This is a genomic window from Peribacillus sp. Aquil_B1 (genome assembly GCF_022603275.1).
In the GTDB taxonomy this organism is placed as follows: domain Bacteria; phylum Bacillota; class Bacilli; order Bacillales; family DSM-1321; genus Peribacillus.
The window spans coordinates 2,666,635-2,687,458 of record NZ_JAKXEE010000001.1; the positions used below are offsets into that span (position 1 = coordinate 2,666,635).

Annotated in this window: 21 protein-coding genes; 5 read left to right on the plus strand and 16 right to left on the minus strand. The window is 37.8% G+C overall.

The genetic code is table 11. The features are described 5' to 3' along the window. Positions 1 to 16: 16 nt before the first annotated feature. From MPH60_RS12975 to MPH60_RS12985, 3 genes are read right to left on the minus strand one after another with little or no spacing between them, the layout of a single operon-like run. On the minus strand, positions 17 to 1,099 hold the full coding sequence (locus MPH60_RS12975; protein ID WP_241594301.1) for a DUF871 domain-containing protein: 1,083 nt from the start codon (positions 1,097 to 1,099) through the stop codon (positions 17 to 19). Then, entirely contained in the window at positions 1,096 to 1,392 is a 297-nt protein-coding gene (locus MPH60_RS12980; RefSeq protein ID WP_241594302.1) for a hypothetical protein, read from the minus strand. The genes MPH60_RS12975 and MPH60_RS12980 overlap by 4 nt, the downstream gene beginning before the upstream one ends. Further along, entirely contained in the window at positions 1,385 to 2,713 is a 1,329-nt protein-coding gene (locus MPH60_RS12985) for a PTS sugar transporter subunit IIC (RefSeq protein ID WP_241594303.1), read from the minus strand. The genes MPH60_RS12980 and MPH60_RS12985 overlap by 8 nt, the downstream gene beginning before the upstream one ends. 267 nt (positions 2,714 to 2,980) lie before the next feature. Between MPH60_RS12985 and MPH60_RS12990 the strand changes: the two genes are divergently transcribed. Next, a complete protein-coding gene (locus tag MPH60_RS12990; protein WP_241594304.1) occupies positions 2,981 to 3,247 on the plus strand; it encodes a ribbon-helix-helix domain-containing protein in 267 nt (88 codons plus the stop codon). A 334-nt stretch (positions 3,248 to 3,581) separates the two neighbouring features. On the opposite strand, the gene MPH60_RS12995 is transcribed toward MPH60_RS12990, so the two are convergent. Continuing rightward, the gene (locus tag MPH60_RS12995) at positions 3,582 to 4,007 is read right to left on the minus strand and encodes a VOC family protein (protein ID WP_241594305.1); all 426 of its coding nucleotides are present in this window, start codon (positions 4,005 to 4,007) and stop codon (positions 3,582 to 3,584) included. A 193-nt stretch (positions 4,008 to 4,200) separates the two neighbouring features. On the opposite strand from MPH60_RS12995, the gene MPH60_RS13000 reads away from it, so the two are divergent. Further along, positions 4,201 to 4,539 (plus strand): potassium channel family protein, encoded by a 339-nt coding sequence (locus MPH60_RS13000; RefSeq protein WP_241594306.1) that lies wholly within the window; start codon positions 4,201 to 4,203, stop codon positions 4,537 to 4,539. 422 nt (positions 4,540 to 4,961) lie between these two features. Here MPH60_RS13000 and abc-f read toward each other — a convergent pair whose 3' ends face one another. From abc-f to MPH60_RS13035, 7 genes are all read right to left on the minus strand, one after another. After that, positions 4,962 to 6,590, minus strand: a complete 1,629-nt coding sequence (gene abc-f / locus MPH60_RS13005; protein ID WP_241594307.1) for a ribosomal protection-like ABC-F family protein — start codon at positions 6,588 to 6,590, stop codon at positions 4,962 to 4,964. Positions 6,591 to 7,041: 451 nt separating this feature from the next. Continuing rightward, on the minus strand, positions 7,042 to 7,911 hold the full coding sequence (locus MPH60_RS13010; protein WP_241594308.1) for a cation diffusion facilitator family transporter: 870 nt from the start codon (positions 7,909 to 7,911) through the stop codon (positions 7,042 to 7,044). Between the two features lie 195 nt (positions 7,912 to 8,106). Beyond that, positions 8,107 to 9,105, minus strand: coding sequence for a sensor histidine kinase (locus MPH60_RS13015; RefSeq protein WP_241594309.1), 999 nt, complete (start codon positions 9,103 to 9,105; stop codon positions 8,107 to 8,109). Continuing rightward, positions 9,102 to 9,773, minus strand: a complete 672-nt coding sequence (locus MPH60_RS13020) for a response regulator transcription factor (protein WP_241594310.1) — start codon at positions 9,771 to 9,773, stop codon at positions 9,102 to 9,104. The genes MPH60_RS13015 and MPH60_RS13020 overlap by 4 nt, the downstream gene beginning before the upstream one ends. Before the next feature lie 18 nt (positions 9,774 to 9,791). Next, positions 9,792 to 10,757, minus strand: a complete 966-nt coding sequence (locus MPH60_RS13025; RefSeq protein ID WP_241594311.1) for an alpha/beta fold hydrolase — start codon at positions 10,755 to 10,757, stop codon at positions 9,792 to 9,794. Positions 10,758 to 10,902: 145 nt separating this feature from the next. Then, positions 10,903 to 11,454 carry a dihydrofolate reductase family protein gene (locus tag MPH60_RS13030; protein ID WP_241594312.1) on the minus strand — a complete coding sequence of 184 codons (552 nt, stop codon included), beginning with the start codon at positions 11,452 to 11,454 and terminating at the stop codon, positions 10,903 to 10,905. Positions 11,455 to 11,513: 59 nt separating this feature from the next. Further along, positions 11,514 to 12,245 (minus strand): aminoglycoside 6-adenylyltransferase, encoded by a 732-nt coding sequence (locus MPH60_RS13035; protein ID WP_241594313.1) that lies wholly within the window; start codon positions 12,243 to 12,245, stop codon positions 11,514 to 11,516. Positions 12,246 to 12,452: 207 nt separating this feature from the next. Between MPH60_RS13035 and MPH60_RS13040 the strand changes: the two genes are divergently transcribed. Then, positions 12,453 to 12,779, plus strand: a complete 327-nt coding sequence (locus MPH60_RS13040; RefSeq protein WP_241594314.1) for an antibiotic biosynthesis monooxygenase family protein — start codon at positions 12,453 to 12,455, stop codon at positions 12,777 to 12,779. Positions 12,780 to 13,312: 533 nt separating this feature from the next. Here the strand turns inward: MPH60_RS13040 and MPH60_RS13045 are convergent. Both MPH60_RS13045 and MPH60_RS13050 read right to left on the minus strand, forming a co-directional pair. Then, positions 13,313 to 13,882, minus strand: coding sequence for a GNAT family N-acetyltransferase (locus MPH60_RS13045; protein WP_241594315.1), 570 nt, complete (start codon positions 13,880 to 13,882; stop codon positions 13,313 to 13,315). A 147-nt stretch (positions 13,883 to 14,029) separates the two neighbouring features. Next, on the minus strand, positions 14,030 to 14,794 hold the full coding sequence (locus MPH60_RS13050) for a class I SAM-dependent methyltransferase (RefSeq protein ID WP_241594316.1): 765 nt from the start codon (positions 14,792 to 14,794) through the stop codon (positions 14,030 to 14,032). 414 nt (positions 14,795 to 15,208) lie between these two features. Between MPH60_RS13050 and MPH60_RS13055 the strand changes: the two genes are divergently transcribed. Beyond that, on the plus strand, positions 15,209 to 16,993 hold the full coding sequence (locus MPH60_RS13055) for a LamG-like jellyroll fold domain-containing protein (RefSeq protein WP_241615835.1): 1,785 nt from the start codon (positions 15,209 to 15,211) through the stop codon (positions 16,991 to 16,993). Between the two features lie 161 nt (positions 16,994 to 17,154). On the opposite strand, the gene MPH60_RS13060 is transcribed toward MPH60_RS13055, so the two are convergent. Further along, positions 17,155 to 18,051, minus strand: a complete 897-nt coding sequence (locus MPH60_RS13060; protein WP_241594771.1) for a DMT family transporter — start codon at positions 18,049 to 18,051, stop codon at positions 17,155 to 17,157. A 689-nt stretch (positions 18,052 to 18,740) separates the two neighbouring features. Here MPH60_RS13060 and MPH60_RS13065 point away from each other — a divergent pair. Further along, positions 18,741 to 18,911 (plus strand): hypothetical protein, encoded by a 171-nt coding sequence (locus MPH60_RS13065; protein ID WP_241594770.1) that lies wholly within the window; start codon positions 18,741 to 18,743, stop codon positions 18,909 to 18,911. Positions 18,912 to 19,161: 250 nt separating this feature from the next. On the opposite strand, the gene MPH60_RS13070 is transcribed toward MPH60_RS13065, so the two are convergent. Both MPH60_RS13070 and MPH60_RS13075 read right to left on the minus strand, forming a co-directional pair. Next, on the minus strand, positions 19,162 to 19,986 hold the full coding sequence (locus MPH60_RS13070; protein WP_241594769.1) for an ABC transporter permease: 825 nt from the start codon (positions 19,984 to 19,986) through the stop codon (positions 19,162 to 19,164). 20 nt (positions 19,987 to 20,006) lie between these two features. Then, on the minus strand, positions 20,007 to 20,822 hold the full coding sequence (locus tag MPH60_RS13075) for an ABC transporter ATP-binding protein (protein ID WP_241594768.1): 816 nt from the start codon (positions 20,820 to 20,822) through the stop codon (positions 20,007 to 20,009). Between the last annotated feature and the right edge of the window lie 2 nt (positions 20,823 to 20,824).

The window sequence follows — 20,824 nt, forward strand, 5'->3', positions numbered from 1 at the left end:
AATAATTAGGTTCAGGTTATTTAATCAATCTAAATGTGCCCCATGGTTTAATGTAATCCAGCAAAAAAAGTTCCTCTTTTACAACATGGGCGACTGCATTTTTTCGTTTATCCAAAGGCATATCCCTTAAGATGACTTGAAGTTCGCCTTTGTATTTTCCAAAAGAATCATTGCCGATGAAAACGGACCCTTTGCGCTGTGGGATACTTTCCCGGATTGCAAAATCTTCATTCGCATATTTTTTCCGGACCTCCACTGAACGGATCATATACTCACTGATATCACCACGGCGAAGTTGCAATTCATCCAACACAACCTTTTGCTCAATTGGTGACGCATCCGAATGGAGTTCCACTTTCAGCTCGATCATGTCACGCTGTAAGGATCCCAGCATTCTTAGTTCCTCTTCACTCGCGTAAGCATTCCCGATGATGACATCATCTATTAAACCCGTTGCCCATAGATGCTTGGCTTGTACATCAATGGAAAGTTCACGGTGCTGTTCTAGTGTGCATAATCCATCATTTATACTCCAAGGACCTATATCACCAGTTTGAGAAGTAACAAATGCAGCTGTTCGAATACCATGTTCTTTAAAACGCTTACTGCAGGCAATGAAGAAGTCGTAAGGAAGACCTGTGAATTTTTGGGGATAGAAATTATGACAGCCAATCATTTGATTTTTATTCCCTTGATGCGTCAAAATATTCGATAAATAATCAACATCATTACTCATATTCAATTCGATTTTCAACCCATAAGGATTATAGGTCATTTTAGCTTCTTTCAAGCCATCGAATCCAAGATCTAAACGAACGCCGTCAGCTCCCATTTCTGCAAAAAAACTTAAATCATCATAACTAATATCAAACTTGTCGAAAACAGCTGGAGCAACATCAAGAATGACTTCCATATGTAGCGCTTTCGCATAAGAAATAATATTTTTATATTCTTCCATGACAATTTCGTATGGTTTTGAAACCGATAATAAACATGTGAATATTCGTTCAAAACCATAACTATGGGCAAGTTTAATATATTGCTTGTCTTTATCAGGTGTAGAGTGTTCCGGATAAATGGAAATACCTAATCTTCTCATAAGCTATCATTCACTCCTTTTGTACTTTCTTTCCATTGAGCCCGCTTAGCCTGTAATCCCATTAAATAGTCACGGTAGCGGGAAGATACCATCACAGAACAAATAATCGTTGGTACAATGACAATTAAATAATAAGTCGATCCCATTGCGGTAAACAGAAAGATAGAAAAGCTAATGATTAAAATAGACAGGCCCACCGATTTCCAGGGTGTTAATTTTTCACCTAGCCCGGTTCGGGAAAAAATGATTTGTGACCCTACAAATGATAGAACTGCGGATATTATTTCAAGCATATTTAATGCCCGCTTTCTTTTCTTCTGGTCCAGCTTCTATTTTATTTTCATCACGTAAATGCTGCTTCTCGAACATCTTGAAAAAGGGAAAATAGATCATTAAAGAGATGACAAAATTTAATAAAACCAGAACCCCGGCCATGATTGTCCAATTTGTACTGATGACAGCGGCAATTGGACTAAAGACCGTAAACGGCAGCTTAGCCATTATCATCGGTATTAACCCTAATTGAAAGAATGTATAGGAAACTACGACATTTACCAAGGGTGCAACAATGAATGGCACCATTAAAATGGGGTTCATGACAATTGGCGCTCCAAAAATGACAGGTTCGTTAATATTAAAAATCCCCGGAACAAAGGACAGTTTACCCAGCTCTTTCAAATACTTCGATTTTGAAAATAAGAACAGTACAACAAGTGATAATGTCGATCCCGCCCCGCCAATCCATACGAACCATTGAATGAATTGTTCAGTAAATAGATTGGGCAAATTCGCCGCATTACCCGTTCTTGCAAATGCATCCATATTCTCGAGAATCGCCGAATCCCACATCGGCCGTATGATCGGACCCAATATTGCCGGTCCATGAATACCCAGCGACCAAAAGAAAACGATGAGAAAGACTGTAAGCAAACCTCCTATTAAACTATTGCCAACCAATAAATTTTTGAGAGGTGACACCAAAGTAGTGATGATCGAGTTAATGTCAAATCCTAAACCATAACGAATGCCCCAGAAAAGAAGGACCACGACCAATGTTGGAATCAGGGCTGCAAAGGAATTTGAAACCATTGGCGGAACGCTTTCCGGTAATTTGATTTTTATATCACGTTTAATCAAAAAATGAAAAATCTCGACGGAAACCAGCGATGTTACTATTGCTCCGAATAAAGAGGCTGCGCTTAAAGAGCTGATAGGCAGCCAGCGACCCGCTTCTATTACTCCTGGAACGGATTCCATGACCTGGGTAGGCACAACACATGTAATCAGAAAAGCTAAGACTGATAGAAGACCTGCACTGAGCTGATCTAATTTATAATGTCCTGCAAGCGCTGACCCCACCCCGAAAGCTGCATATAAAGCCATTGCTCCCACTGTAAACCGAAACGGAACATCCAAAGCGGCACGATAAGGTGCAATCCATTCGTCATACCCAGCAATTGGAAAATTTAACAAAATAACAAAGAATGAACCAATGATCGTAAGCGGAAGTGTTGCCAGAACACCGTGCCTGATCGCCAGCAGATGTCTTTGTGAACCAATCTTGTTTGCAAATGGAAGCACTTTCATTTCGAGTAAACCCATAAAATTATTCAATAACCTTTCCTCCTTCTGATTTAAATTCTGAAAAAACAAACAATTACAATAAATAAACATTATAACGTTATATTGATTATGTCAATAATTTTATTGAAAATATGGTTTTTGTTATAAACTTTTAAATCATAGGAGTGTAAAATCCTTGATCTACCTAGAACAGCAAAAAAAGCTCCCTGCCTCGTCAATTCTGTACAAGCCTTCACGGATGTCCCTACACATTGTTTAACTTCAAACAAAGGTATATGATAGATAAAAAGATTGTAGGTGGAACGACTTATTAATTCTGAATCGAGAATACCAATAAACATTACTCTCAATCCGTACTTGGCTAATAGACTCACTAATCTGGCTGAAGAAAGAAATATCCCTATCGAAAGATTGATGGATAAAGCTGTAGACCTGTTGCTTGAATACATGGAAGATAATGAGACCGTTAATCAGGTGAAATACAGTAATATCGAAGCGATAGAAAAGAATAAAGAAAGTATTGCAAAAAGTAGAGAATTCATAAATAAAAAAACAAGCACTTAACCCCTAGGTAAAGTGCTTGTTCATACTATAGGCAAACTCAATGAAAATCGAGTTTGTCTAGTGTTTTTTATGGCTTGTACAATTTGGACGTTGCTTTCCACCCCAGGCACTCGCTTTCCGTGGGCGGTCCGGGAGCCTCCTCGGCTTTCGCCTGTGGGGTCTCCCGTAGACACGCTGTTCCCGCAGGAGTCTCGTACCTTCCGTTCCAATCAACTTTGTTTTAACCTTTAGATAGAATCCTTTTGCCTAGAGTCTTTTTAGAAATATTAAAACATGAGGTGATGTTTCTAAAACATGATTCTATTCAGCGAGATCAACTTGAAATGGATCACATTCATGATTCTGTGGTGTCCCACTGCGGATTCCAAACGACTTCCCAAAGGTGTCCATCAGGGTCTTGAAAGTGTGCAGAGTATCCTCCCCAGAAAGTGTCATGTGCCGGATCGGTTATGATCGCGCCAGCTTTTTTTGCTTTTTCCAACACAATATTCACTTCCTCTTTACTACCTACATTGTGACCAAGGGTAAATTCAGTAGGACTTGCCGGAGACAAAGGAACCTTGGCCTCATGAGCTATATCCCTTCGATTCCATATGGCAAGCTTCAAGCCTTTTTGCAGGTCGAAAAAGGCAACAGCTCCATGCTCAAATTCTTGGCCCACTATTCCTTCAGTTTGAAATCCCAGGCCATCCCGATAGAATTTCAGCGATTTTTCCAAATCTTCCACACCTAATGTTATGACAGTAATACGTGGTTTCATGATTGACCTCCTTCTTATTTACTTTCGCCTTCAATTGGTTACCAACGCTTTAAGTTCATACCAGATTAGAATCAATACGTTTTTTTGTCAATTTAAAAGGAATTCCTGTATAGTAAAATGATTAACTGATCAAGCTCGATATACTCATTCACTTTACTTAATGAAATGAAACAGAAAGGAAAAGAAATTACCAATGATTTCATTTATCCTCACCTTGAAACGTTTCCTAAAAGCTCTGTGGTCCGCTTTTAAATTGAAGAACTTCCAGGTTCTTTTCGTATTGGTCCTGGTTATGTTACTTTCCGGCACAATTTTCTATGTTAAGCAGGAAGGTCTGACTGTGATTGAATCCCTTTACTTCTGTGTTGTTACTCTTAGTACGGTTGGGCATCCCAGTTTTGAACCGCAGACAACATTCGGAAAAGTGTTTACAATGATTTATATTGTGGGCGGCACCGGATTATTTATGGGGCTAATAGGATACCTTGCATACGCAATCATAAAGAAACCGGAAAACGAGAGCAAAATCTGAATGCATAGGAATGCTTACATTAATTAGCATTCCTTTTTGATTGGTGTAAATATCGCCGTTAAAAAGGACCAAGTGAAGGTTCTCCCTCAAATTACTGAAGTTTCAGCAAGGACCTCTATTCCTCTATGTATTTGTTTTCTTCAGTTGTTTTGATCACAAGTCTATCATGGCAGGATAAGGATTTCTGATTTTAATCGTAATTTCCCCCTTTCCCCATATAGCGTCATCCATAGTATATTACTATGAAGTCCGGGATGGGGATTGTACGTCGAAAAAACTGGATAGAATCTCCATTTAGTACCAATCAAGATTAATTAGGTCTAATCCATTTTATTGCTATTTTCTCTTCACCTACTTTAACGGCTCTTTATTCATCAAATGGCCCCTCTCGATTAAGAAGGGCCTTTAATAATGGATGGTACTTATTCTTCAAGCTCCTTTTTCTTGTTCAAGAGTTGGAGGTATTCCCTATCCAATTCACCTTTCTCCTCTTCCTTCGTAACACTGGACAGCTTCCCAAGTGTTTCGATGATTTGCACTTCAATCATAAGAAGTTCAGCCTGTTTATCTTGATGACCATCTTTAAGCGTAGCCGATTTAGTTGATTCCTGATTGATAGCACTTACTCTCGGAGGTTCATCTTCAAATGAAAGTGAATGCGTTGCAAGCGATTGGATCATTGAACGATCATGAGTCACAAAAACGATAGTTCCTGGATATGCTTTTAACACTTCGGTTAAAGCCTCTTTAGTATGAATATCCAGGTAATTTGTAGGTTCATCCAAAACCAATACATTATAGTTTCCCAAAAAAACTTTAGCTAGGGATGCCCTGACTCTTTCTCCACCGCTTAAAAGTGATACTTGTTTGTGAACGTCATTTCCTTTAAAAGCTAATCGTGATAATAGCGTACGAATAAAAGCCTGATTGTAGGGACTGTCCTCCGATATATTTTCAAGAACCGTTTTACTTTCATTCAAATTTTCTTGTTGTTGTGCAAAAAATCCAATCTTTGCCGGCTTCGCGACATATAAATCTGGGTGCCGTTCTACTATCTTTTTCAGTAATGTCGATTTTCCTGAACCATTTTGACCATTGATGGCGAGTCTGCAAGCTAGTTGGACATCTCCAAAAATATGTTGCTTCAGCATACTTGACCCGGCTTTCAGGGAACAGCCATTAAATCGAATGACCCTTTTGCTATGCAAAGATGGAAATTCTGAAATATCAAAAATGATAGGAGGATCTTCCCTCGGTTTTTCTTTTTTTGCTAATTTTTCGATCCTAGTTTCGATCGCTTCGGCAGAACGGTTCAATTTCGCCTTCTGTTTCCCAGCGCTCCGTTTATGCAGCCTTGCTTCTGAATTACCCATTCGTTTAGGGGCTTTCCTAATTGAATCAGATTTGGCTTGGAGGTTTTGTGCAGCCTGTTTCAATCGGTTCTTTTCGCGGGTATACTCTTCATATTGCTTATTTTCCTTTTCTGTTTTTGCTTGCTTTTGTTTGATATAGGCTTCGTAATTCCCTTCAAATACCGTTACCTTGCCTTGCTCAACTTCCCATATTGTTGTACACAGATGATTCAAGAATGCTTTATCATGTGAAGTAAGCAAAATAGCGCCATTAAAAGATTTTATATCCTTTTCCAATTGTTCAATTCCGGACATATCCAAATGACTGGTAGGTTCATCCGCAATCAATACATCACAATTGGAAGAAAGGGCTGCGGCGATTTTTCTTCGAGTACGTTCGCCGCCGCTCATGTTTTCTTGATCCTCATTGGGCACTTTCCATATGCTCGTTAATATCCCGCTTATTTCTTGTTCAGTTTCTTCCATCTGCGGGATATAGCTGATTGTTCCATAGCTCTCTATATAGCCGGAATCAGGTTCCCTCACGCCCGCTAGTATAGAAAGCAGTGTCGTTTTACCTTCTCCATTCCTGCCAACCAAACCAACACGGTCATGACTGTAAAGATGAAGTGTATCAACAGAAAGAACTTCACGGGTCCCGTAGCTTTTCTTTAAATCATTCACTTTTAAAAATAACATAAAAAAATCCCCCTCCAATTTTCTAGAGAGAGATCGTCTGCTACTAAATTAATATACATAAACCAAATATACTTCATCTGATTTGATAACAGAAAAAGTAATTGTATATGAATTAGTACCTATAAACGAACAGACGTATCCCATCTCTAAACATAATCATTAAAAATCTCACATGGGTATCTAAAAAGATTCTTATTCAAATGAAAAAGTGAATTCACTTAACTTACCGAAAAATACGGTAAGCAAACAAAGTGACACGTATTTTCATTGAAATATCTAACCGTTAACACCCATTGAAATTGATTTAGATTTACTGTTTATTTGATAAGATTACTGCTTCATTGTATAAGGTACCTATTCCTTCCAATGTAATGAATTAATGATTGCATATTATTCATATGTTTGTAAAGCAGATTTATGCCCTTTTTTTCTTAATTCATAAAAAGAGAAGTTAATTGGGCTCTACATGGACATGAACATCATACACTCCATGATCTTTCATCATCACTTTTTCTACATGTGTCGCTATATCATGCGCTTCTTTAATATCCAAGGTAGAATTGACAAGGATGACAACATCAATCACTTCATTGTTCCCGTAATTTCTCCCTTTAATTGCTTTTATCCCCTTGACTCCATTGACATTTGTAATTACTTCCTTATATAGATGAATTTTATTTTCATCAAATCCGTCAGAAAGTTCATGCGAGGCTTGAATGAAAATCTCCCAGGCTGTTTTGCATATTAATAATCCAACAATGATAGCAGTAAGTGGATCCAACCAAGGCATGTTTAATTGGGAGCCGAAAATCCCTATAGCTGTTCCGATACTTACCCAAGCATCAGAAATATTATCTTTCGAAGCTGCCATAACGGCTTTACTGTTAATTTTCATAGCAAGCTTTTTATTATATCGGTATACAAAATACATGGCTATTGCTGATAAAACACCTACATACCCGGCAATAATGTCAGGTGATTCCTTACCACCTTTAAGCATGGAAGCAACGGCATCTATCAATACCTGTACACCAACAGCAAACATGATAAATGAAGCTACCATCGATGCAATCGTTTCACTTTTCCAATGACCATAACCATGATCTTTATCGGGGGGTCTTTGAGCTAGCCTTAAACCGATCAGTACGGCAATGGACGCGATAATATCAGTCGTGTTGTTCAAACCATCCGCTTTCAAGGCCGCTGAGTCACTTATGTATCCTATAACCAGTTTCATTATTGATAGACAAATATAAGCAATTATACTAATGATTGCACCACGTTCGCCTAATTTGAGGTCATTATATTTTTGTTCTTCCATTCAACTTCCCCCCACAATTAAGTACCTGAATATCATATCAACTTAAAAATGGGTGGGTCTATAGCAACCTTTTTGTATCGCTTTATATAAGTAAGATATAGATAACTATGTTGCATATGGCAAACTATCTGAAAAGAATGTTATTGATGAATCCCCGTATGTCATCCCCGCAAAATAACCAACTTCAAATGAGGTTTATATCGTTTTTTCGGCAGTAAAACGAAATAATGTTCCGCTTTCATTTGATTGCAAAATATATTTTATATGCAGTGTCTTAGCTATATCCTCAATTATTTTTAAGCCAAGCCCCTTTCTTTTACTATCGATATCAAAACCAATCCCATTATCCTCGATACTGACCACATTATTTTCAATGGTTATCACAAGTTTATCAGCCCTTGAGTGATTCAAAACATTTTGGAAAACGTTATCGAATAACCTTTGGAGCCACAATTCATTACTTATCCATTCCAACTCTCCATTTAATGGCTGATATATTAATTCAATACCATGCATGTTATACAAATAACCCCATTTTTTAACCATCATTTCTAATAAATCATGCATATTCACTTCATCATTTAAAATATAAGAATTATCTAATGCATCTGTGGATTGAATTTTATATTCATTTGTTAATTCGGAAATATAATCAATTTGTTGATATAGTGATTGTAATAGTGGAGCTTGATCCGTATATTGACCTTCTAAATAAAATAATTGTAATCTTACTGCTGTTAAAGGTGTATTGATGTCATGCCTTAATTTATTTAAGAGTTCCTTTTTCATTTCCTCCTGTTGTTTTAGTTCCAATTCCCGATAGGTCGTTCTTTCAATTAGTACATTCACCGCTTTAGTTAATTCCCCGATTTCATCCTGGCTATTTACCTCTAATTTATTCGGAATCTCCTCATCACTGGCTAAATTCCTGATGGTTTCATTCAATATATTTATTTTATTTAATAACGAGTTAATAGATTTGGAAAATAAGAAGGCTAACAATAATAATGATAAAATAAATACTCCCAGCATTGTAGGATATGCAAAAGATTCATGAAAAGGAATGTCACTATTATTGGATTTAAAGGCCATATCATAAATTAGTGACATAAGGATACTGATTAACAGTAATATAAATGGCACGCTAATAACGGCAATAAATAATAATAGCTGGTATTTTTTCTTTAATTTCATTTCTTTATATAGGTATTCAATCTATACCCTTCTCCATATATATTTTGGATGATCTCTCCGGTGTTATCATTGATTTTTGTTCTGACTTTTTTTATATGTACATTAATGATATTTTGATTCCTATCTTCGAGCTGCCATAAATATTCAAAGAAATGTTCTTTCGTTAAGATACGATCCCTATTTTCATATAAATAGAAAAATATTTTACGCTCTATTGAAGTAAAAACCACTTCATTATGCAAGTCATTATTGAATACCTTTTTATGCTCGGCATCAATATATAAATGTTTAATTTGCGTGAAAGTACCATATTGATATTCCAGCAATTTTTGCATTCTTAGTAATAGCTCCCTGGGATCAAAAGGCTTAGTCATATAATCCTCACCCATTGTCAAACCTTGGAGTTTGCTATCCATATCATTTCGGGCGGATAGAAAAATAACAGGAATATTCAATCCTAGACTTTTTACTTTCTTTGTAATTTGATAGCCATCATCTCCAGGCAGCATAACATCCATAATGACTAAATCCATCTCATGGATTATATCTATTATATCTTTTCCTTCTTTCACCCAGCGTACATTGTATTCTTCGCGTTGCAAAATTTTTTTCAATAAATCACCAATCATCAAATCATCTTCAACCATTAAAATATTATATCTTTTCATCACAAAGCCTTTCTTCATTCATTTGATAAATTCCATGGCAAGATCATATATCTCATCTGGCACATATAAATAAATGCTGTGCGTCCCTGTCAGTTTTATTACATCCGCTTTTAATAGCTTCTCTGCAAACTCCTCGTAATCTTCATTTTTTTGTTTAGTATATTTCGAATTTTTATTTTCATCGGCAATTGCATCTAAAAATAAAATGGGTGTTTCTTCTGGAATCGGCAAGTTAACAGATTTTTTACCATTATTGTAACTCTGTAAAAGCTCTTGCTCCATATCATCATTAAAAAACTGTTTATATGATAGTGCTTTATACATTTCTTTTTCAAAGTCAGTCAAGAATGATTGCCGGATCACTTCGGGATTATAAACAGCAGTAGGGACAAGACGGTGCAAACCCATTTTCGTTAAAATATTCACACCTCTGACAGTCAATGAATCTACCATGCCCATTTTATGAGTTACATATTGGTGCGGTAAACCAATATCCAAAGCAATGATTCCCTTTACTTCATTTGGGTATTTTTGTGCCCAATAAATAGCTTCGATACCTGATATTGAGTGTGGAACTAAATAATAAGGAGGTTTATTCCCACTTTCCATCAACGATTTCCTGCTTTGTTCTAAAATTACATCCATATCCCTATCATCATGAAAAACATCACTGTATCCATATCCTGCTCTTTCAATGACTGCAATCTTATTTTCTTTTGCAAACTTACTATATAATCCCTTCAATTCATAAACTGGAGCCGCAATCCCGGAACCGGACATAAAAACATATGTATCCGCCCCGCTTCCTTCCGTATATACATTAATTCCTTTGTTATTAAAATCGACGGATGTTCCTACACTAATTAATGATGATCCCTTGCCCCTTTGATAATTATGGTAAATAAAAACAGCTAATACTACAACTAAGATAATTGAAATGAAGGTGAAAAATATATTCTTTGATACTTTCAACATTTTTCCCATACAGAAAACTCCTTTCAAGTTATACTGAAAGGATATATGTTAAAAATAAATTTCTAATTAATTTTCATTTTATATCTTCCATAAAGAAAAATTCACCTTTTTAATGTCCATTGATGTGCATTAAAAAAGCTGCGCCAGCGCAGCCCTAAGTATAAATAATATTATATGTCGGTTTAATCACACCGTTTGGATATTGTTTCATTTCAACTAAATCTAATTTTAGACTTGACTTAACGCTGCCGAAAAGAGGAATGCCTTCACCGATTATAACTGGATTCACTTTCAGCACCAATTGATCAATGAGTTTATGTTTTAATAACGTTCCAGCCAGTTCTCCGCCCCCGCAAAGCCATAGCTTTCCATCCCCTTGCTGTTTGAGGTTTTCAATAAACGCAACGGCGTTTCCTTCGATAAGCTCTACCTCCTCATTCGATTCAAACTGAAGGGAGCTTGAGAATATATAATGTTTCAAACCCTTATAACCTGGTTCACCCGGTTTAGCTCCGAATTGAAATCCGAATTCATATGTTTTACTTCCCATCAACACCGCTTCATATTGCTGGATATCGGATAAAAAGTCCGGGACATGTTCTCCTTCAAATAAGAAAAAAGAATGATTGATATCCCCGTCCAACATTGCTTGATCGGCAATGAAATTGTCCAGTGAAACGGCTACATGATATACCAATTCTGCCACTTAGTCATCCCTCCAAAAGTGATTAAGCATTTTACATGAACAACGAGTGTCCTATAACCTCAGATAGCCATGCCCATTATACTCTTGATATGGTCTTCATTTATTTCGACACCCACTTGCGTACATAGGTATTTATTTAGTCTAAGGAATTCTGGGATCATACATCTCAACGTTTTTATAATTTCATTTGAATCGCGGCCACAATCCCAACTTTCCAATAGGGTTAATTGCTTTTCAGCTAATTTACTTCTATTGCCCTCGATCTTTGTCCATACTCCATAGGGTACATCTACATGTTCTTCCATTTCCATATACCACCCAGACACAATCAGCCACCGTATCCTATCAAGATTGGATAGTGCATATAACATTTCTCTTCTCATAACGGCCCTATAGGTTTCATGGACAAAAGCAAGCAGCTTTCCTCTCCAATGTTCAACTTCATCAGGGGATGGTTTATACACTTGCTTAGCTGATTCCTTAATAACATGACTCATAATATTAAAAGGATCATAGAGAACATCAACCTCTTTTAACCAAATGGAAGGTACAATTTCCTCAGGTGCATGATACCAGCTATCCACTTTCACAAAGATATTATAATGAGTGACGACATAAGGTGAAGAAGGATTGCAGTCTTCGTGAAAGCACACATCTCCCCAATTGTTGGCTCTATTCCTTTTTCCCTTTAAAAAATCTCCTTTACGTTCAGGTATGACAATAGTGTGCAAATCTATATCAGAGTAGTTATCATCTCTTTCTATATGTTTGCTAACAAATCCCGCACACAAAACTATCTCCTTTTTTTGTAAAAGCTTCAAAGTAATATATATTCGTGAATCAGAATAAAATCCCTTCCGCAGAATTCCATGTCAGTGATATATACGGCTTCTTACCTCCTTGTTTTCTTTGCTGAGTACCTCTTTACCGAGCATCTATCCTCATTCTCGCCTATGTGGTATTATTTTGAATATTAAGTTAAAAGGAGGCATCATTTCATGTTTTTTGCAAATACTCCCGAACCGCCCTATTACGCTTGTATTTTCACTTCGCAAAGAAGCGATAAGGATGCCGCAAGCTATCATTCAACCGCTGAATTCATGGATGAACTTGCCGCTCAACAAGACGGCTATTTAGGAGTCGAAAGCGTAAGAGACCAAAACGGGTTAGGAATAACCGTATCCTATTGGAAGTCCTTGGATGCCATTAAGCTTTGGAAGGAAAATGCTGCTCACAAAAAGGCACAAGAAAAAGGTATGAAAGATTGGTACTCGTCATACACTACCCGAATTTGTAAGGTTGAAAGAGATTATACCAGCAAATAAAGAAACTGAAATTTATGAATTTTCAGCTTTAAAGAAGACCGCTTTTACTTTTTGAAGGTTTGTAAATTTGAACGTTGATTTCCATTCCAGGCACTCGCTTTCCGCGGGAGGTCCTCCTCGGCGCTCTTTGCACCTGTGGGGTTTCCCTTGGACGCGCTTTTCCCGCAGGAGTCTCGTACCTTCCATTCCAATCAACTAGAATACTTTTACTTTAGGCTGTTCATCCCGAACCATGTTTAAGACTAGTTTCCATTATGGATTTTTACTTTTTTATGAAGCACTTATTAGATTGAACTTGCGACACCCCTGCCGAGTAACTAACAGACAGTCGGCGAGAAAGGAAGCTCTGAAAACAACTGGAACGGTTCTTTAAAACTGAAGGCAAGTTCGTTTTCCATTCAGTTTGTCTTAAGTCTGAGACCGCTAAAATCTCCTTTTAAAGAATGGTAATAATCTCCTTGGTAAAATCGAGAAAGGGTTTCGGGATGAATGCATCCCGAAACCCACTTTGTCGACAAACTGTGACCGCGTACTTACCGCTCTTCACAATGAATAATGTCATTAAAATCTTCTTTTATGAGTGAGTACATATATAAATCATCGAATTTTCCACAGGTATATTCATAATGCCTTAGCAATCCTTCTCTTCTAAAGCCTTGCTTTTCCACTAGTTTTTGGGATGGGAGATTATCCGGTTCAATCAAGGCTTCAATCCTTTCCAGGTGAAAGTGATGATAACCATACATAACAACGGCTTCCAACGCTTCACTCGCAATGCCTCTTCCCCATTGATCTTTAGTTAATTCATATCCAATTTCAGCTCGATGATGTTTGGTGACCATATTCAGAAAACCACAACTTCCTATAACCTTACCGGAATTCTTTAATGTAATTCCCCATCTGATTCCCGAGCCTTCTTCGAATATAGATTCGTACCACTTAATTTCATCCCATACGTCATTTACGGTTCGGCATGGATCTAATCCCATTGGCTTCACTACATCCGTATCAGATAGATATTTAAACATATCATTCGCGTCTTCTATTATTACTTCCCTTAAAATCAATCGTTCTGTTTCAATAAGCGGAAATACCTTCTCCATCCAATTTCCCTCCTCTAAATCCCCTTTTCCATATTTAACTATTTTAATCATTACCTAATTAAAGCAGATAATCAACGCATTATTGCTTAAAAATTAATGTTAATAACTAAAAGGCGTCCCTACTTCGTAGAAACGCCTCTTTCCCATTTATTTAATTCCTTCTTTAAAAGAATTTTTTGTTTCCTTTACTGCTGAAATGATTAAAAACATGGGCCTTCGATTTTCATCTTTCATTTCAGGAACACTTTTTAACATTTCATCAGAAGGCATCGGTTCCTTTACTGCTTTAATGCTGAAACCAGCACAAATCAAGTCATTCATATACGTTGAAATCGTACGATGATACTTTACTACGTTTTCGGTTAAGAAGGTTGTTTCCCTCACACCTTCGGATTGATAGTTGTCAACTGGCCAATGCAGATGATTTCCGTGATCATCTACATACCAGGCTTGTTCGTTGCGAGAAGTAAAGATTGGATGTTCAACCGAGAAAACAAGGGTGCCTCCTGGCTTTAAACAACCATGCACCTTTTTGCAGATTGCCTCATATGACTCAATGTAATGAAAAGCCAATGAACTGATAACCACATCAAATTCAGAGCCGGAAAAATCGATGTCTTCAATTGGCATTTTCATATATGAAATGAAAGGGTCATCCGTTTTTTCACGTGCTCTTTGAAGCATGTTGTCAGAAATATCCACACCAACGACAGACCTGGCGTTTTGCTCTCGGGCAAATCGGCAATGCCAGCCGAAACCGCAGCCCAAATCGAGTACACTCTTATTATGCAGATTTGGCATTAGCTCTTTTAATACATGCCATTCTCCGGCAGCTTCCAGTCCTTTGACTGATCGTGGCATCTTCTCATAAGCAGAAAAGAAATTTGCATCATCATATTTGTTTTGTTTCATATTCATACATCTCCTATTATCAAGATAGCCTCCTAAGATTCATACCACATCTATTACAGGAGGCTACCTATCTCCTTCTCACCATTTTTTTCACCTCATTTTCTAGATGAATCACTGTCCTAATACCAACACACTGCTTTTTTCCGACATCTCCATGTTCGTCATATTGATCTCTTTTGTGGTGTATACCTTGAACTCAATAAGTTAAATCGTTCAATTTAGGCCTTATCTCCTAATGTCTTTTTTAGGAGTAAGACTTTTTTACTCATCCTTAATAAGTTATCGAGAAGATAAGCAAACTATACCATATTGCAGCTGTACGGAATCTACCTAGGCTTAGTTCGCAACAAATTAATCCAGGTAGTAAAAATAAATGTATATCGCTTAATCAAAATGTAATGGGGTGAATGTTTTATGAGAATGAAAAAAGCATTAATAGGTCTCTCACTCTTATGTATGATTGTTCCTGGTATTGCCAAATCGGCTGATTCCGTTGCTGAACATAATCGAAGCAATATCGTGGCAAATTGGAAATTCACAAAACAGCATGTAAAAAGCGGTTCAATTGATAAAGGTAATTTAATTATAGAAGATACAAGCAAACATGGAAATGATTTAGAGTTAGTGACGATAGGGGATCCTGCCTCGCCTGAATTAAAAAATATGATTCAATGGTCCGAAGAAGATTATCATGATCAAGAAGAAGTGGATAGCTTGAAGTTCGCTAATTACGAAAACGCCCCTTCAGGAAGATATTTTAAAACCAAAAAGAGTTCCCCTATCAATTCGGAGATATTCGATAAGGGGTTTACCATTGAAGCGGTGTTCAAGTTGCCAAGTGATTCCAAGAATGTCATGGGGCTTTTTTCTAGACAAGGGCAGGCAGCAGATCTTAATAAAATGGAAGGCGAGAAGAAAATCCTTTCTGCTTTAACTGTATCCAGTGATCAAAAAATCCACTGGACAAGCCATCCATCTAATTTAAATTATAATGTAAGTAATTGGTCTCGATCATTAAATGCTGATGAATGGTACCATTTGGCGGTTGTTAATGATGGTAACACGACGACTCTGACTTTGAATGGCGTCAGCGATTACGGAAAATCGGAAGAAGTAATCGGTATTGCAGCAGTTAAAGGGAAAGGCTGGAACATTGGAGCATCTGAGTGGGGAAATAAGTTTAATGCACTATTCAAAGGGAATATCCAGCAAATACGAATTGCTAATAAGGCTCTAACTGAAAAAGAATGGCTTGTACAGGATGCGCGTGACGATGAACCATTTGAAGGATCAAACAAAGCTTTACCCTTTCTAACGAATAAAAAGAATTATAATTTTCTTTTTGTCCCGGATACCCAGAAATATTCAAGCCAAAATCCAGAGATTTTCAACAGCCAAATGAACTGGATTTCAAATAACACCAAGAAGAACAATATCATCATGAATACATTTGTCGGGGACATAGTCGATAGTGATTCAGAAAAACAATGGCAGAATTCCCTCGGAGCCATTTCCCATTTGGATAAAAAGGAAGTTCCATATATGATGGCGGCTGGGAATCATGACTATGCGGACGGTGATCCTTTCTTAACGCATTATGGGCCTAAGCGTTTTGTAAATAAAAAATACTATAAGGGCTCGTCTCACTCTCGGTATAGTTCATATGCAATCGCTAAGGCAGGGAGTTACGAATATCTGATTTTAATAGTGGATATGAAAAATCTGAATAAGGACTTGGAGTGGTCAAAAAAAATTCTAAATCAGCATAAAGATAAACCGACAATCCTCGTCTCGCATGATATCATATTCCCGAAGGTTAAGGATGATAAGACCATTGCCGTCGAATCGTCTAAAGGCCGGCTGATTTGGGATGAACTGGTAAAGAACCATAATCAAGTATTCATGACGGTTAATGGACATTATTATGGGATAGCACATCGGGTAAAACAAAACTCAGCAGGAAATGATGTCATTCAAATGCTGGTCAATTACCAAACGAATTATCGAGGGGGTAATGGCTGGCTAAGACTTGTAGAATTTGATGAAAAGAAAAATCTATTGGTTTTCCGGACCTATTCCCCATTTGTCGACGAAATGTCTAAAAAAGAAAAATCCTATATCGATTTTAAATTTTTAACAGATGAAAATAATTACTTTAAAATGGCTTGGGACTTTAAAAAAAGATTTAATTTTAGGTAAATGAAATCTAATTCCCCAGGTGTAACTGATCGATCTAAAGCAACCTGGGTGAATTCCTTTATTGGGTGCCCTCCTATGTGTAGAGTCGTTCAAGAAGGATAAACGTTCAATCTTCATGAATCAAGAATCCTGCGAGTTATACTAGTCGTTTTAAGCATCTTTCATGCTGCTTTTTTCATCACCGATTTATACTTTCCGAACCCATTAACGACAAGAACCCCTAATATAGCAATTGCGCCGCCAATGACTGAAATAGTACTAGGCACCTCATGAAGCCAAAGCCAAGCGACAAAAATGGCAATTACAGGCTCAATGTATAACAGACTGGATACGGAACTGGCTTTTCCTAATGATAATGCAACTGCCCAAGTTACGTAACCGATGGCCGCTGGGAAAACACCAACAAAAACCGCTGATAAATGACCTTCCACCGTTGCATGTTGAATTTCTTGAAATAGCCCAGGAAAAAATATAAAAAAGGGTATTGTACCGATCCATGTGAAATACGCTGTCAATTCAATCGGATTATAACGGCTGAACAGTGGTTTTTGGAAAACAAAAAACACTGCAGAAGCAATAGCCGACATCAGCACTAAAAAGGCTCCTTCAGAAATATTCAGGGAAGGGCCTGCAGTACCTAAAGTTATTAAGGTAATTCCTGTGAACCCTATACCTAAACCAATCCATCCGAATAGGCCGAGACGTTCTTTTAATACGAAAGCAGCAATGATCGCGATGAAGACAGGTGCTGAACCAATCAGCATTCCAGCCGTTCCCGCCGAAACAGTTTGTTCCCCGAATGTCACCCCAATATGGTAAATACTAATTCCAATAAATGCAAGGATTGATATCCTCATCAAATCCGCTTTTTTCGGGAGTCGAAATTTCACCCCAGGCCATAGAGCATAAAGAACAAAAATCCCTGATGCTATAAGATAACGAACAAGTACCAAATGTCCAGCTGAATACCCGCCATGCAAGCTTGCACGAATAGCAGCGAAAGTAGATCCCCAAATAATAACTGTAATTGATGCCAATATAAATGCCTTAGTATTCAAAACCTATTCCTCCCATACCCATTCACTATAAACTGAAGGTATCATGGATACGGGAGAACTTCAATAAATTTTCTATCTCACTGTGAAGTGGAACAGTAAAATACGAATAAGTGTACATTCCGAGATGTATTATCGGCTAAGAAAATCTATTCGATATGGGGATAGATTGGAAATCTTCATGTAAAGATTGATCAAGTTAGAAAAGCATGCTGAACAAAAAAGTTCTATCTAAAAGTTAAAACTAAGTTGATTGGAGCGGGTATGCGAGACTCCTGCGGGAAAAGAGCGTCTACGGGAGACCCCGCAGGCGTATGCCGAGGAGGCTCCCGGACCGCCCGCGGAAAGCGAGTGCCTGGAGTGGAAATCACCGTTCGATAACCCCCTCAAAAAAACTGTGTCTACAGCCTGTAATCTGCCTATTGACTTCTCTCAGTTCGTAGCCAAAAGAGGGTCTATCTAAATAATTAAAACAAAGTTGATTGGAACGGAGGGTACGAGACTCCTGCGGGAATACGCGTCCAAGGGAGACCCCGCAGGCGTATGCCGAGGAGGCTCCCGGACCGCCCGCGGAAAGCGAGTGCCTGGAGTGGAAATCACCGTTCGATAACCCCCTCAAAAAAACTGTGTCTACAGCCTGTAATCTGCCTATTGACTTCTCTCAGTTCGTAGCCAAAAGAGGGTCTATCTAAATGATTAAAACAAAGTTGATTGGAACGGAGGGTACGAGACTCCTGCGGGAATACGCGTCCAAGGGAGACCCCGCAGGCGTATGCCGAGGAGGCTCCCGGACCGCCCGCGGAAAGCGAGTGCCTGTAGTGGAAACCAACATTCAATTTGTACAAGCCTCTAATAAAAGGTGAAGGTCGATAAACTGCTTCTGTCTTTATGATTTTTGTGCTGTAACCCTCATTGGATTGAAGAATTTTGCGATGCTCCTGCTGAATGACTGGGTAGCCGGGACACCACAGCCGCTTGCGGCACGAAGGCTTGGCTGACAGTCAGCGGAAAGGGAGCGGATTTCTGAAATCAACTGGAGCGTTTTTTAATAAAAAAACTGTAGCCAAACTCGATTTTCATTGAGTTTGGCTACAGTCTGCATAATTAATTCAATTAACTATTCTCTGGTTTCCAAGAAGAAAAGCGTCTTTCAATCATGCCTAATAATGAAGTAAGAATGATTCCCGTAATCGTAATGACTAACACTCCAACAAACATGCGATCTGTTTGTAGATTTTGACCATTGCTTGTCAATTGATATCCGATACCAGCTGTCGAAGCGAATAATTCACCTACAACTACAGCAATTAATCCTTGACCTATACCTAAGCGAATACCGTTTAAAAGGAATGGTACCGTCGAAGGCAAAGCAATTGTTTTAAAGATCTGAAATTCACTTGCATTAAATGTTCTTGCTGCTTTTATTAAGTTTTGATCTAATGTTAACATAGCTTTTTGAGCGCTCATCACTATTGGAAAGAAGGCCATCAAAAATACGATAACAATTTTTGATGCTGGTCCTATCCCGAATGCAATGATGATCACTGGTAATAGGGCGACTTTAGGCGTTACATATAATCCTGAAATGAAAGGGTTAACGACTGCATTAAAATTAGAATTCCAGCCCGATAACACACCAATTGGAATTCCAATAAGTATGGCCAAAACAAAGCCTGCAATAAATTCGTAACCACTTACTTTCATATTTTCCCAAAAAGAAATTTCTTGGACCATTAAGACTGCTGCTTGGGCAATTTCAATTGGTGAGCTAATGAACAATGGATTTATCCATTCATTTTGAGAAGCAACTTCCCAAAGCAACAGGAATATTAAAACAGAAGCAATACTGATAAAAAATGACTTCTTTTCTTTTTTTATTTTCTTCGCCTTTTTTAACTTGTGCTTTGTTTGTGTAAGTTGGATCGTACTCTTCGCCATATTATTCTCCTTTCGCTATATTATTTTTCTTTATTATGGAAACCTTGTTTTGAAGACTCCTGTTCAATGATGGACCATATATGATCGACAAACTCTAAAAATTCCGGGCTGCGCTTCACCTGAAGATCTCTCGGTCTAGGTATATCAACATCAACAACCTCCACTACACGTCCTGGTCTTGCCCCAAAAACAAAAACTCGATCAGCTAAAAATACCGCTTCATCAATTTGGTGTGTAATAAAAAGACTTGTCTTTTTTGTCTCATCCCATATTCTAAGTAACTCACCTTGCATAAATTCCCTGGTTTGTGCGTCTAATGCCGAAAATGGTTCATCCAGTAATATTAATGACGGGTTTACCGTTAACGCTCGAGCCAAGTTTACCCGTTGCTGCATCCCTCCTGACAATTCGTGGGGATAATGATTTTCATACCCTTTTAAACCGACCATTTCAATAAATTCTTTGGCCTCTTTCTTTTTCTCTGCGTTCACTTGCTTTAGCAGTTCAACACCATAGAGAACATTTTCCAAAACTGTTCTCCATGGTAATAGACTCGGGTTTTGAAAAACCATTGCCCTGTCCTTGCCGGGACCATCAATTTTTTGCTGATCTAATAGAATTTCTCCCTTACTTGGCTTCAATAATCCAACTACAGTATTTAAAAAAGTGGTTTTTCCACAGCCGCTCGGCCCAACAATACATATAAATTCTCCATCTTTGATAGTTAAATTTATATTCTGCAGGGCAATCACTTCTGCACCAGTTTTATTGTTTACGTAAGTAACATCCAAAAAACGAGTAGACAATTTGAAATTTTCCAGTTGTGCATTTTCCATCT